The organism is Mesorhizobium sp. M0923 (assembly GCF_040319365.1).
In the GTDB taxonomy this organism is placed as follows: domain Bacteria; phylum Pseudomonadota; class Alphaproteobacteria; order Rhizobiales; family Rhizobiaceae; genus Mesorhizobium.
In genome coordinates this window covers 121227-133754 of record NZ_JAMYNW010000005.1, presented here as the reverse complement: position 1 = coordinate 133754, position 12528 = coordinate 121227, and the positions used below count along the sequence as shown (strand labels likewise).

The following is a 12528-nucleotide window of genomic DNA, read 5'->3' as shown; positions in this document are numbered from 1 at the left end:
GCGGGGATGATGGCATGAGCAGGTTACGCGTCGGGGTCGTCGGCGCCGGCATGATCTCGCAGGTCGAGCATATTCCCAATCTGCTGCGCCTCGGTGAGTTGTTCGAGCTGGTCGGCGTCGCCGATCCCTCCAGGATTTCGCGGCAGTTCGTCACCGACACCCATGGCATCGCCAATTTCGAAACGGTCGACCAGCTCTTCGACCAGCGCCTGGACGCGGTGGTGATCGGCTCGCCGGACCCATTGCATCACGAACAGGTGTTGGCGGCGCTGGCGGTTGGCCTGCATGTCTTTTGCGAAAAGCCGCTCTGCTGTTCCCTGGCGGAAATCGCCGAGATCGTCGCCGCGCGCGATGCCGCCAGGAAAATCATGCAAGTGGGCTACATGAAGCGCTTCGATCCGAGCTACCGGCTGGCGCTCGCTTCGCTGCCGGGAACATCGAGCACGCTGCGCGCGGTCTCGGTGGAAGTGAACGATCCCGACGCCTGGCCGTTCATCGCCCATCAGCCCTACAGGCGCGGCACCGATATCCCAAAAGACATGATCGCCGCTGTCGCCGCCAAGCAGAAGCGCCAGGTCGAACAAGCCATTGGCGTGCCTTTCACTGATCTCGCTTTCCGTGGATTTACCGGCGCTTACAGCTCGGCCTTGATTCACGATGTCAATGCCGTTCACGGCCTGCTCGATGCGCTCGGCGTGCCGGACGGCGAGATCGTCGGCGCGCAGATCTTTGCCAATGGCGACGGCGGCCAGGGCGCCGTCAAGCTGCTGGACGGACAGGCGCTGTGGACCATGACCCATCTTACCGTACCTAAGCTCGCCGACTACAAGGAGCGGATCACGCTGTTCTTCGACGATGCCAGCCTGGAGCTCGAATTCCCCTCGCCCTGGCTCAACCATCATCCGACCCGGCTGACGGTGACGACCTCGCACGGTCACACGCTGTCGAAGAAAGATTTGCGCGCCGGCTACGCGGAAGCCTTCGTCGAGGAGATGCGTGGCTTCTGGGCGGCGATCGTCAATGGCGACCCCGTCGTCAACCCGCCCGAACACGCCGCCCGCGATCAGGCCTTGCTGCTCGGGCTGACCCGGCGGCATCTCGCGACCGGACCGTTCGACTGAGCACTCAAACCGGGAGCCGAACGGCGGCTACCTGGACTTGATGACGCCGTCGGTATTGGCCAGCAGCTTGCGCACTGCATTGCGTGCCGCGTCCGGCCGCTGCAGGCGGATGCTCTTCTCGATTGCCTCATGCAGCCTCTGCGCATGCTGCAAATCGTCGAGTTCCCGGGTCGTAAAAGCGAACAGATGATCGAACGCCGATTCGATCAGCACGCCGAGCGGCACCAGCAGATCGTTGCCCGAGGCGCGCAGGATGGCGAGATGAAACCGCGTGTCGGCGCGCGTCCGCTCCTGCAGGTTGGTCGCCTCGCCCATCTCGCGGCAGGCCTGGCTGATCTCGGCCATCTGCTCGTCGGTGCGCCGCATGGCGGCAAAGGCGCTGGCCTCCGGCTCGATGATGTGGCGGAATTCCTGCACCGTCCTGAGGAACACCTCGCGGTCCGGCGAGGTCGCGTACCAGGCCAGCACATCGCGATCGAGCAGGTTCCAGCGCTCCTTCGGCTCGACCCAGCTGCCGATTTTGGGACGTGACGACAAAAGGCTCTTCGCCATCAGCATCTTGATGGCTTCGCGCACCGCCGAGCGGCTGACGTCGAAGGTCTCGGACCATTTGGCTTCGTTGGGCAGGATGGTTCCCGGCGGATAGTCGCCGCGCACGATCCTCAGCCCGATTTCGTTGGCCAGCGACGCATGCACGCTCGACCCCGGCATGCGCGCCGCATCGGCGCGGCGAATACCGCTCGTGCGTTCGGCGAACGCCTCGGCCGCTGTCTTTCCCTTATTCGGCTTCGCGTCCTGCATGGCTCCACAAAGTCCGGATTTGGAGGCGTGTCAAGGAGATGAAATCGACGGCAATATCTCGGTTTGATTTTCCGTATCCGTCGCCTCGCCGACACAGCGCTTTGCCGGGCGTTCACGCCGGGGAGGCACGAACGGCTTCTCTTTGTCCCGACTGAATTCCTCGATCAGGAAATCAAGGAAGACGCGGATTTTCGGGGCAAGATGCTGCCGTGCCGGATAGACCGCGTAGAGTGTGGTTTCGACCTTGTCCCAGTCATCCAGAGCCGATTGCAGCCGGCCTGCTTTCAGGTCGCTTTCGACATAGGGATAGGGGATCAGGCTGACGCCGAAGCCGGCGCGCAGCGCATCGCGCACGGCAAGACTCGAGGAGACCGAATATCGTCCGTCGATGGCGATCCGCTCGCTGCGGCCGTCCTTGCGGAATTCCCATATGTCCGCATGCCCCGAGAGGCTGAACCGGATGCAGTTGGCCGCCTTCAAATCGGCAGGCGTTTGAGGCCGGCCGTGCTGCTCGAAGTAGGCAGGAGCTGCACAAAGCACGTGCGGCATGACCGCAAGCTTTCTGGCGACCAGGCTGGAATCCTCGAGATTGTCGCTGCCGCGAATGGCAAGGTCAAATCCCTCCCGCACGATATCGACGCGCCTGTCATCAAGATGCAAATCGAGTTTCAAATCGGGATAGCGCGATAGAAACGCGGGAATGGCAGCCGAAAGCCGCGTCAACGTGACAGTCATCGGCGCGCTGACCCGCAACGTCCCGCTCGGCGCCGTCCGCCGCGTCGTCCGGTTGATGAGCCGCACCCCCAGATGCGCCTCCAGCTCGGCGATGTTCTTGCTGATCGCGGGAGGCGAGAGACCGAGCCGCCGTCCGGCTTCGGCAAAGCTGTTCAGTTCCGCCACATGACGGAAAACCTGCAACGCAGTCAGGCGATCCACTGCACCATTCTCTTCCAGTAAACAATGTCTTTCAATTGTCACATATTATCGTCTGTTGGTAAATTCCATATCTGCTTCCCGAACGGCTTTCTCATTTTCGGAATGACATGATGACCAACCCCACAATCTCCCTTATCGAGCGACGCATGTCGGCCAATCGGTTCGATGCCTCGTACGCATTGACGGATGCCGAGGTTGAGGAACTGGCACGTCTCGCAACGCGCGCGCCAACCGCCTACAACCTTCAGAATTGGCGGTTCATCGCCGTGCGGACGCCGGAAGCAAAGGCGCGGTTGCGCAGCGTGGCCCATGGCCAGGCCAAGGTGCAGGAAGCAGCGGTCACCTTCATCGTCTGCGGCGTACTGCCCGACCACGCCGCCCTCAATGCAAGGCTGCGTCCTTTCGTCGAAGCCGGCTTCATGCCGGCGGATATGGCTTCGGGCTGGCAGGAAGGCGCCCGCGCACAATATGCCGATCCTCGGGCTGCCCGCGACGAAGCGGTGCGCTCTGCAACGCTTGGCGCTGCAACGCTGATTTTTGCAGCCGAAGCGCTGGGGCTCGTCGCTGGTCCGATGGGAGGCTTCGATGCCGAAGGCGTGGCCCGCGAGTTTGGCCTTGGCCTGAATGAAGTGCCGGTGATGCTCATCGCGGTCGGCCGCGCCGCGCCCGGCAACTGGCCGCAAAAGCCGCGCCGCCCTCTTGCCGAAGTACTGGAAATCTTATGAAAACGCGCCGTTTCGATCTGTTGCTGACAGCCATTGCACCCGCGATATGGGGCAGCACCTATATCGTCACCACCCAGTTCCTGCCCAACTTTTCGCCGATGACGGTCGCAATGCTGCGTGCCTTGCCAGCCGGATTGCTGCTGCTGGCGATCGTTCGGCAACTGCCGACGGGCATCTGGTGGCTGCGCAGTTTCGTCCTCGGAGCCCTCAACATCTCGATCTTCCTGAGCATGTTGTTTGTCGCCGCCTACCGGCTTCCGGGCGGGGTCGCCGCGACGGTGCTGTCGGTCCAGCCGTTGATCGTGATTTTCCTTGCCGCTGCCCTGCTTGCCAGCCCTGTCCGTCGGTTGGCGATCGTCGCCGCCCTTGTCGGGATCGCCGGTGTTGCATTGCTGGTGCTGACCCCGAACGCGACGCTCGATGCGGTCGGCGTTGCCGCCGGCCTCGCCGGGGCGGCCTCCATGGCCTTCGGAAGCGTATTGGCCCGTAAGTGGCAACCGCCAGTATCGCTGCTTACCTTTACGGCATGGCAGCTGACCGCCGGCGGTCTGCTTCTCGTTCCGGTGGCCCTGCTTTTCGAGCCCTCCACTCCCGCTCCCGACCGCGGCCAACCTGCTTGGACTGGTGTGGCTCGGCCTGATCGGTGCGGCGCTGACTTACGTCCTCTGGTTCCGGGGCATTGCGCGACTGGAATCTGCCGTGGTGTCATCGCTGCTTTTCCTCAGCCCGGTGACCGCCGTGCTGCTTGGATGGGTATTCCTGGACCAGACGCTGACCTTGCCTCAAATCGCCGGCGTCGTTTTCGTCATCGGCAGCATCTGGCTGGCTCAACGCCCCAATCGCAACGAGTCCTGATGCATGTCGCTCAAAAGTGTGCAGCGGGTTTGCGATACGACATGCATCAAAACAAGAACCTGAAGCGCGTAGCATGAGGCCGGTCGAACGCGACGCGTTTTAGGCCGCCGACTTGTGTCGGCGGATTGTTCGGCACTATGGTCCAGCGGCATAGCCGGAGGATCCGCCGATGCCACAACGCCCCTATGATGAGCGCCTGCTCCGTCAGGCGTTCGAAGTCGCGCGCAAGGCCCGCGATGCCGGCGAACATCCCTTTGGTTCGCTCCTCGCTGACAAGGACGGCAATGTTTTGCGCGAGCAGCCCAACGCTTACAAAGCCGGCGGGGGCGACCGCACCGCTCATGCCGAAAGGCTGCTGGCCTCATGGGCGGGGATGAATTTCAGTCTCGAAAAGCTGGCCTCCTGCACACTCTACACTTCGGCCGAACCTTGCGCGATGTGCTCCGGCACAATCTATTGGGCGGGCATCGGACGGGTCGTCTTTGGCCAGAGCGAACATGACCTCAAGGCATCGACGGGTGCACATGTCGAGAATCCTACACTCGACCTGCCCTGCAGGATCGTCTTCGAAGCTGGGCAGCGTCCGACTGAAGTCGTTGGTCCGCTGCTTGCCGATGAGGCGGCGCAACTCCAGGCCGAATTCTGGAAAGACAAGTAGCTTAATTGCCGCACGGCAGGAAACGAGTGAGGGCTAGGCTCAGAACTTATTGATCAAGGGTATTGCCCCTTCAACAAGTGAAGTATCGGAGAACCTTGACCCCTTTGGGCCTAAACAGCGGGGATGGGGTTGCCGGCTCCATCCCTACTCAACTGCGAGATGCGCAATCGGCCAGCTGAGATTTCCTCCCCGTCCCGAACGACTACGACCACGAGTTTTGCAGGCTCTTGGAAGACCAAGGTTGACAGTTGAATGTTCATGCTAAGGGCCAATAATTTGACTGTATCCTTCTCAAATTCGAGGGGTCCTTTCTGGGGGATGATGTCGGTCTTCGGCACTGGAGCTTCTATCAAATCAACTACCCCACCGGCCTTGGATTCAAGACGAACTTTTATCGCGAGGGTAGGCAAAGTTTCTGGATACGGTTCAAGATACTTAATCAGACACCACAGCCCCGTGGGCAATGCCCACGGCAAAGGTCCGTCGAATAAAACGGCATCATTATAGACCCCTATGTGCAGCTGCTTCCCGTTGGCCTCCTGTCGAAGGTCATCGCAAAACACGACGCTAGCATGGGGGTTCAAAATCATGCTGCCTCAAGGCGTATTGACACCGCACTCACGGCATCGGTTCCCGGCAGGATGGAATGCTGCCCGGAACTTAGTGTGGTCCCCGCTCCGAGCGTAAGCGGCTGTATCTCGCCCGCAGGCCCAAACCGACGGTTCATTTTTCTGTCTACGACCACAACCTCTACGTCTACCTCAAGGGCAGTCGCGAGGTCCGCGATAGTGTCTATTTCCCAGTTCGGCTTTGTTCCTGAAAACCAGCGAGAGACCGCAGACTTGTTAATTCCGAGGCGATCGGCAAGCTGACTTAGGGTGAGCCCCGTTTCCGCTTTCCTGGCTTGAATGACCGCCCAAAAGGCGCTCACAAAAGCCGAACGAAGTATCCCGCGTTCGAACTCTTCAACGAACGCTTGGTCGGAAACCTTATTAGATTTTTTCATCCACATCTCGACATATTCCCTTCACGTACTCTAACGCCGTTGCTGCACGAAAAGGTTGCGCATTACCCATGGTGTTGCCCCAAAGATCGGGGATTCCAGCGACGGTTTCGCTATAGTTCTTTTTGATCCCTAGCCAATGTTGGCAATGCAGTCCTAAACCTATGAATACCCCGGCGTCGAGAAACCTACCGAACAGACGCACTTGGACATGCCTAGGCTTTCGCGCACAAATTACCCAGACCTCGTCAACAGAATGCAATCGTTCGATGTCTGGCCCCCGCTCGTCTGGGTCTCCTTTGAGGCTTGCCGTCACGAACCAACCGAAACAAAAAATTGCTATCAGTTCTTCCATTTTCGCCATCGGCAAATGGCTTAAGTCGGGATCCTTCCTAGCCAATCCTCTATAAACATTTGGCGTTACATACAGAAACCGCTTGGCCTCCACCTTTTGGTTAAGTGCAGGCCGCGCGACGAGCCGACCGGTTTCGACCGCTCGATACAGAATAGAGTTAGTTGCGTTTAAAGTCAACAATTCCCCGCAGGCCGCACCGTTCCTCTCGAAGGGGGAAACGTGTTATTACCAGCCAGCAGATAGCCTATGTCAAATTCGAGGTTGAGTCAGAGCCTTCTCAACGTTGCGCGTCGGGGCTGGCCCAGTGCCGGCTCCGTATCACGTACGCCCGTCAGGTCGTCTTGACATATTTCCGCCAGCTGTGTTCCGGCCGGAAGCCGAGCATGTTGCGCGCCTTGCGGTTGGAGAGCAGCGTCTCGTATTCGCCAAGTTCGCCCTTGACCGGCACATCGGGGTAAAACCGCTTCAGCAGTTCGGCTGTCGGCAGGTCGGACGAGGTGTCGTCATTGGCGGCGTTGAACACCTGATAGCCGAGCCCGTCCTTTTCGATGGCGCGCAGCGTGATCTGGCCGAGGTCGCGCGCGTCGATATAGCTCCAGGCAATGCGCTTGCGGAAACCCGGATCGGCGAACCATTTCGGAAACAGCGAATATTCATGCGGCTCGATGACGTTGCCGATGCGCAAGGCATAGATGTCGGAGCCATCGCGTTGTGCAAACGCCCGCGCGGTCTTCTCGTTGACGACCTTGGACAGCGCGTAGCTGTCCATCGGATCGACGTCGTACTCCTCGTCGAGCGGAAAATGCGTCGGATCGCGCGGTTCGTTGGCGAAGACCAGGCCGTAGGTCGTCTCGCTGGATGCGATCACCACCTTGCGGATACCGAGCTTCACTGCGGCCTCGATGACATTGTAGGTGCCGAGCGCGTTGATGCGGAACACCTCGTTGTCGGGCGTGATCATGATGCGCGGGATCGCCGCGAAATGCACCACGGCATCGACCGGCTGCGAACGCAGCGACGGATCGAATTCATGCAGGCCGATATAGCTCGACAGCGCGTTGAACACCTGCCCGCTGTCGGTGATGTCGGTGATCAGCGTGCGCACCTTGGGATTGTCGAGCGGCTTGGTGTCGATGTTGAGCACCTGGCAGCCCTGCTCGACCAGATACTGCACGACGTGGCGCCCGGCCTTGCCGCTGCCGCCGGTGAACATGATCCGCTTCGTCATTTTGCTCTCCCTGGAATTCACGTGTATTGTCAGACAATATCGAACTCTGCAATCGCCTGCCACGGCATGCGGCAAAAACCCGCTTCAACAATTCGCCGGCAAGGTGCAGCGCCGTCATCCATCACTGCAAATAGGACGAAACGACATGAACACTACCGCCGCGAGCGAAAAGATCGGCTTCATCGGGCTGGGCCTGATGGGGCACGGCATAGCGAAGAACATCGTCGACAAGGGCTATCCGTTGACGTTTCTCGGCCGCAAGAACCGCGCACCGGCGGAAGACCTGCTCGGCCGCGGCGCCAAGGAAGCGGCGACCTCGCGCGACGTCGCCGCGGCATCCGATATCGTCTTCATCTGCGTCACCGGCTCGCGCGAGGTCGAAGCCATCATCCGCGGCCCAGGCGGCCTCAAGGAAGGCCTGAAGCCGGGATCGGTCGCCGTCGACTGCTCGACCTCGGATCCTGTCTCGACGGTGGCGCTGGCCGCCGAACTCAAGGCGCTCGGCGTCGACTATGTCGATGCCCCGCTCAGCCGCACCCCGAAGGAGGCCTGGGAAGGCACGCTCGATGCCATGGTCGGCGCGCCCGACGCGGTCTTTGCCCGGCTGAAGCCGGTGCTCGACACCTGGGCCGGGCGCATCGTCCATATCGGCGACACCGGTGACGGCCATCGCATGAAGCTGCTCAACAACTTCATTTCGCTCGGCTACGCTGCGATCTATTCCGAGGCGCTGGCGCTGGCGCAGAAGGTCGGCATCTCGCCGCCGCGCTTCGACAGCGTCATCCGCAACGGCCGCATGGATTGCGGCTTCTACCAGACCTTCATGCGCTGGACGCTGGAAGGCGACCGCGACGCGCACAAATTCAGCATCGCCAACGCCTTCAAGGATCTCACCTATCTCGAATCGATGGCGGATGCTGCCGGCATCGCCAACCCACTCGGCAACGCCACCAAAAACGCCTTCGCCGGCGCCTTCGCGGCCGGCCCCGCCGACCAATATGTGCCGATGCTGGCCACGCATATCGGCAAGGTCAACGGCGTCGACCTGATGCCGACCAGGGATGGCAAGAAGCAGACGATCTGAGCCGGCCGATCAGCTTTTGGCCACGCAAGCTTGCCGCAACATTCCGAGGCGTCAGCGCCACTGGCGAACCTGCCAATCTTCCCCCTTGAGGCAGTGCAATCGCATGTAGGCAAGAGCCCCCTCACCCGGATTGCCAACCGAATTGCGAAGGGCAATTCGGGGCAATCCAACCTCTCCCCGAGGGGAGAGGAGATCGCCAGCGCCGGCGTCAGCCTCTTCTCCCCAGCGGGGAGAAGGTGGCCGCGAAGCGGCCGGATGAGGGGGACTCCTTACGCGATTTGCCCTGCCTTGTTGGGGGAGATGCCCGGCAGGGCAGAGGGGGGTGCTGTCCCTCAGACCTCAGATCGGCAACACTGCAATTTCAAAGCCAGAAACAAAAAACCCGCCTCGGTGGGCGGGTCGTCGGCGCCAATCAGCACCATAGCCAAATTAGTAGCATAGCTGCCGGCACAAAGCAAGAACAAAATACGCTGCGGCGGTAAAAAAGTCCGAATCCCTGGCCCATCCGAGGTCGCCGCCCTCATTGCCTAACGTTGATGATTAGCGAAAGCCGAAGTGGCATCCAATCTCCCCCCTCGTGGGGGAGATGTCCGGCAGGACAGAGAGGGGCGCGAAGGAATGCCGAGTTTTGCAATCGTTCGGAGCAATGCCAGCCCTGGTGCAACCATCACCGCCGCGACCGCCCGATAACATCGTCGGTGTTGGCGAGAAGCCTGTGCACCGCGGCACGGGCTGCGGCGGGCCGCTGCAGGCGGATGTTCTTCTCGATCGCCTCGTGCAGTGCCTGCGCCCGACGCTGGTCGCTGGTTTCGCGTGTGACGAAAACAAAGAGGTGATCGAGCGCCGATTCGATCAGCACGCCGAGCGGCACCAGCAGATCGTTGCCCGAGGCGCGCAGGATGGCGAGGTGGAACCGCGTGTCGGCGCGCGTTCGCTCCTGCAGGTTGGTCGCTTCGCCCATTTCGCGACAGGCCTGGCTGATCTCGGCCATCTGCTCGTCGGTGCGCCGCATCGCGGCAAAGGCGCTGGCCTCCGGCTCGATGATGTGGCGGAATTCCTGCACCGTCCTGAGAAACACCTCGCGGTCCGGCGAGGTCGCGTACCAGGCCAGCACATCGCGATCGAGCAGGTTCCAGCGCTCCTTAGGCTCGACCCAACTGCCGATCTTCGGGCGCGACGCAAGCAAGCTTTTCGCCATCAGCATTTTTATGGCTTCGCGCACCGCCGAGCGGCTGACGTCGAAGGTCTCCGACCATTTGGCCTCGTTGGGCAGGATGGTTCCCGGCGGATAATCGCCGCGCACGATCCTCAGCCCGATTTCGTTGGCCAGCGAGGCGTGCACACTCGAGCCGGGAAAGTGTGCGGCGTCGGCACGCCGAACGCCGGCCGGCCGCTCAGCCTCTGCCTTCAACTTGGCGGGTCGCTTTTTTGATGTCGCGTCCGGCATTCGTATTCCCCGGCAGCCGCTTGTCGAAAGCCTGAACTCAGGACACGACAAAGCAGCGGCCTACGCTCCAAAGCAGCGTCGCCTCGTGCGTTCGTATGGACGGTCTGTGACGGGGCGCCCGTCGAAGGGCGCCCCGAAACTGCGAACCTACTTCTGGATGCAGGTGTCGACCGTGTCCTTGGTGCATTCGTCGAGGCCGGTGAACACCGGATCGGCGACCGGCTTGCCTTCGACCAGGTCGATCATCACCGAGGGCGCCTTGTAGCCCATCTCGAACGGCCGCTGGCCAACCAGCGCGGTCACCAGCCCGTCACGGGCAATCGCCACCTCGTCGCCGATCGTGTCGGCGGCGCCGATGACGAAGGCGTTGCTGGCGATCTTGTCGGCCATCGGCTTGAACAGGTCGCGGTAGGGCTGCGGAGCGCCGAACAGCGGCCAGCCGCCCATGATGCCGAAGGCGTCGAGATCGGGATTGGCAGCGAGGATGTCGGTCATCGCCTGCACGCCCTTGGCGCCGTCGTCATTGGTGAACACCGGGCAGCCGGCAACTTCCGTCCAGCCGCCTTCGCCTGCCAGCGCGGCGAGGCCGTCCTTGCCCGAAAGCGCGTCACGCATGCCCTGCGCGCGGCGCAGGATGTTGTCGGCCGCCGGATTGCCTTCGATGGTGCAGATCTTGCCGCCATTCGGCTTGGCCTTCTTGATGTATTCGCCGATCTTGTGACCCATCAGGTAGTTGTCGGTGCCGAGGTAGGTCTTGCGCAGCGCCGCATCTTCCTTGCTGAGGTCGGCGTCGAGGGTCATGATCGGGATCGACGGATTGGCGCTTTTGATCGTCTGCGCGATCAGCGGCGCGTTCGATGGCGAAATCGCCATCGCCACAGTGTCGGGCTTGCTCAGCATGTCCTGGACGATCTGGGCTTCACCGGCTTCGTCCGAGGTCGATGCCGGTCCGGTGTAGAAGCACTCATATTCCGAGCTGGCGTTTTCCTTGTTCCATTTCTCGCAACCCTGGTGGATGGCCTCGAAGAATGGATTGTCGAGACCCTTCACGACGATGACGAGCTGTTTCTTGGCCATAGCCGGCCCGGCACCCAACGCCATGACGGCGGCGGCAGCGAGCAATAGTGATTTCCTCATGTCAGTCCTCCCTTTTGAAACAAACGGACACCACGTGCCCGCCACACACAGATCGACCCGGAGCAAGATGACAGAGGACGTCGCACTCGTGTCGCCAAGCCAGGTCGATAAGCATTTTCATATTCAGTCTCAGACCGGCACCGACAGATACTGCTGGTTACCAAATCCCTGACCGACAAACCTTCACCGATTCCTTCCGGCAACCCGGGAGATCGGCGCAAGCTACTCCGACACTTAGCTAATATCGCCTTGTCGCCGACGTCAATGCTATTTGTCCTACAAAACTGATTTTTCGAAAGAAGCCGTGGTTGACGCCAAGGTGGCTTATGCGTAAATGGGCAAAATCGCTGCTTCCGGGAGGAACTGGGGAGAGCGAAAGGCCGCGGCAGAACCGCAGGCCGCAAAGCACGGGGAGGCAAGAAGGCTGGTGGCGGTTCTCGAACTCACCAACATCTCGAAGCATTTTGGCGCCATCCAGGCGGTCAACGACGTTTCGTTGTCGATCGAGGCCGGACAGGTTGTCGGCCTGATGGGCGACAACGGCGCCGGCAAGTCGACCCTGGTCAAGATGATCGCCGGCAATTTCCCACCGAGCCATGGCACGATGCAGATGGACGGCAAAGAGCTGATCCTGCACAAGCCGGTCGAGGCGCGCCAGCATGGCATCGAAATCGTCCATCAGGACCTGGCACTGTGCAACAATCTGACGGCCGCCGCCAACGTCTATCTCGGCCGTGAATTGCGCCGCGGCCTCGGGCCGCTTCGCATCCTCGACTATGCCGCGATGTACAAGCGTGCCGGCCAGATCTTCGCCGAGCTGAAATCCGAAACCCGCCCGCGCGACCTGGTCAAACAGATGTCGGGCGGCCAGCGGCAAGCGGTGGCGATCGCCCGCACCATGCTTTCGCAGGCCAAGATCGTGCTGATGGACGAGCCGACGGCGGCGATCTCGGTGCGCCAGGTCGCCGAGGTATTGAACCTGATCCGCCATTTGCGCGACCAGGGCATCGCCGTCGTGCTGATCAGCCACCGCATGCCCGACGTCTTTGACGTTGCCGACCGCGTCATCGTCATGCGGCGCGGCCGCAAGGTCGCCGACAAGACGATCGCATCGAGTTCGCCGGAAGAAGTCACCGGACTCATCACCGGCGCCATCGAACAGGTATGATTGACGCCTT

13 protein-coding genes and 1 pseudogene are annotated in these 12528 nt (G+C 61.3%); 6 read left to right on the top strand and 8 right to left on the bottom strand.

Annotation, left to right across the window (positions count from 1 at the left end; all coding sequences use genetic code 11):
- The first annotated feature begins 14 nt into the window (after positions 1-14).
- Positions 15-1121 carry a Gfo/Idh/MocA family protein gene (locus NKH89_RS10740; protein WP_352908839.1) on the top strand — a complete coding sequence of 369 codons (1107 nt, stop codon included), beginning with the start codon at positions 15-17 and terminating at the stop codon, positions 1119-1121.
- Between the two features lie 27 nt (positions 1122-1148).
- Here the strand turns inward: NKH89_RS10740 and NKH89_RS10735 are convergent, their stop codons facing one another.
- A complete protein-coding gene (locus tag NKH89_RS10735; protein WP_023721247.1) occupies positions 1149-1922 on the bottom strand; it encodes a FadR/GntR family transcriptional regulator in 774 nt (257 codons plus the stop codon).
- Positions 1923-1952: 30 nt separating this feature from the next.
- A complete protein-coding gene (locus tag NKH89_RS10730) occupies positions 1953-2858 on the bottom strand; it encodes a LysR family transcriptional regulator (RefSeq protein WP_352908837.1) in 906 nt (301 codons plus the stop codon).
- A 110-nt stretch (positions 2859-2968) separates the two neighbouring features.
- Between NKH89_RS10730 and NKH89_RS10725 the strand changes: the two genes are divergently transcribed.
- The 3 genes and pseudogenes from NKH89_RS10725 (at position 2969) to NKH89_RS10715 (ending at position 5096) form a co-directional block, all read left to right on the top strand.
- Positions 2969-3583, top strand: a complete 615-nt coding sequence (locus tag NKH89_RS10725) for a nitroreductase family protein (protein WP_352481572.1) — start codon at positions 2969-2971, stop codon at positions 3581-3583.
- Positions 3580-4438 (top strand): annotated as a pseudogene (locus tag NKH89_RS10720) (EamA family transporter). The gene NKH89_RS10725 and the pseudogene NKH89_RS10720 overlap by 4 nt, the downstream one beginning before the upstream one ends.
- 169 nt (positions 4439-4607) lie before the next feature.
- The gene (locus NKH89_RS10715) at positions 4608-5096 is read left to right on the top strand and encodes a nucleoside deaminase (protein ID WP_023721251.1); all 489 of its coding nucleotides are present in this window, start codon (positions 4608-4610) and stop codon (positions 5094-5096) included.
- A gap of 110 nt (positions 5097-5206) precedes the next feature.
- On the opposite strand, the gene NKH89_RS10710 is transcribed toward NKH89_RS10715, so the two are convergent.
- The 4 genes from NKH89_RS10710 to NKH89_RS10695 all read right to left on the bottom strand — a co-directional run bounded on the left by NKH89_RS10710 (position 5207) and on the right by NKH89_RS10695 (position 7682).
- The gene (locus NKH89_RS10710) at positions 5207-5686 is read right to left on the bottom strand and encodes a hypothetical protein (RefSeq protein WP_023721252.1); all 480 of its coding nucleotides are present in this window, start codon (positions 5684-5686) and stop codon (positions 5207-5209) included.
- On the bottom strand, positions 5683-6102 hold the full coding sequence (locus NKH89_RS10705) for a helix-turn-helix domain-containing protein (RefSeq protein ID WP_198030531.1): 420 nt from the start codon (positions 6100-6102) through the stop codon (positions 5683-5685). Before NKH89_RS10705 ends, NKH89_RS10710 begins: the two co-directional genes overlap by 4 nt.
- Positions 6089-6454, bottom strand: a complete 366-nt coding sequence (locus tag NKH89_RS10700) for a hypothetical protein (RefSeq protein ID WP_352908835.1) — start codon at positions 6452-6454, stop codon at positions 6089-6091. The genes NKH89_RS10705 and NKH89_RS10700 overlap by 14 nt, the downstream gene beginning before the upstream one ends.
- Before the next feature lie 331 nt (positions 6455-6785).
- Positions 6786-7682, bottom strand: coding sequence for an NAD-dependent epimerase/dehydratase family protein (locus NKH89_RS10695; RefSeq protein ID WP_352589816.1), 897 nt, complete (start codon positions 7680-7682; stop codon positions 6786-6788).
- Between the two features lie 145 nt (positions 7683-7827).
- On the opposite strand from NKH89_RS10695, the gene NKH89_RS10690 reads away from it, so the two are divergent.
- On the top strand, positions 7828-8766 hold the full coding sequence (locus tag NKH89_RS10690) for an NAD(P)-dependent oxidoreductase (protein WP_352641212.1): 939 nt from the start codon (positions 7828-7830) through the stop codon (positions 8764-8766).
- Positions 8767-9433: 667 nt separating this feature from the next.
- On the opposite strand, the gene NKH89_RS10685 is transcribed toward NKH89_RS10690, so the two are convergent.
- Complete coding sequence (locus NKH89_RS10685) at positions 9434-10213, bottom strand: FadR/GntR family transcriptional regulator (protein WP_023721256.1); 780 nt, start codon at positions 10211-10213, stop codon at positions 9434-9436.
- Positions 10214-10360: 147 nt separating this feature from the next.
- The gene (locus NKH89_RS10680; RefSeq protein WP_023721257.1) at positions 10361-11350 is read right to left on the bottom strand and encodes a sugar-binding protein; all 990 of its coding nucleotides are present in this window, start codon (positions 11348-11350) and stop codon (positions 10361-10363) included.
- Positions 11351-11777: 427 nt separating this feature from the next.
- On the opposite strand from NKH89_RS10680, the gene NKH89_RS10675 reads away from it, so the two are divergent.
- Positions 11778-12518, top strand: a complete 741-nt coding sequence (locus tag NKH89_RS10675) for an ATP-binding cassette domain-containing protein (protein ID WP_023675804.1) — start codon at positions 11778-11780, stop codon at positions 12516-12518.
- Positions 12519-12528 lie beyond the last annotated feature (10 nt).

Bases quoted from the DNA above. Each gene is read 5' to 3' on its own strand.
- NKH89_RS10740 (WP_352908839.1), top strand. From the start codon at position 15: ATGAGCAGGTTACGCGTCGGGGTCGTCGGCGCCGGCATGATCTCGCAG.
- NKH89_RS10735 (WP_023721247.1), bottom strand. From the start codon at position 1,922: ATGCAGGACGCGAAGCCGAATAAGGGAAAGACAGCGGCCGAGGCGTTC.
- NKH89_RS10725 (WP_352481572.1), top strand. From the start codon at position 2,969: ATGACCAACCCCACAATCTCCCTTATCGAGCGACGCATGTCGGCCAAT.
- NKH89_RS10715 (WP_023721251.1), top strand. From the start codon at position 4,608: ATGCCACAACGCCCCTATGATGAGCGCCTGCTCCGTCAGGCGTTCGAA.
- NKH89_RS10710 (WP_023721252.1), bottom strand. From the start codon at position 5,686: ATGATTTTGAACCCCCATGCTAGCGTCGTGTTTTGCGATGACCTTCGA.
- NKH89_RS10705 (WP_198030531.1), bottom strand. From the start codon at position 6,102: ATGAAAAAATCTAATAAGGTTTCCGACCAAGCGTTCGTTGAAGAGTTC.
- NKH89_RS10700 (WP_352908835.1), bottom strand. From the start codon at position 6,454: ATGGAAGAACTGATAGCAATTTTTTGTTTCGGTTGGTTCGTGACGGCA.
- NKH89_RS10695 (WP_352589816.1), bottom strand. From the start codon at position 7,682: ATGACGAAGCGGATCATGTTCACCGGCGGCAGCGGCAAGGCCGGGCGC.
- NKH89_RS10690 (WP_352641212.1), top strand. From the start codon at position 7,828: ATGAACACTACCGCCGCGAGCGAAAAGATCGGCTTCATCGGGCTGGGC.
- NKH89_RS10685 (WP_023721256.1), bottom strand. From the start codon at position 10,213: ATGCCGGACGCGACATCAAAAAAGCGACCCGCCAAGTTGAAGGCAGAG.
- NKH89_RS10680 (WP_023721257.1), bottom strand. From the start codon at position 11,350: ATGAGGAAATCACTATTGCTCGCTGCCGCCGCCGTCATGGCGTTGGGT.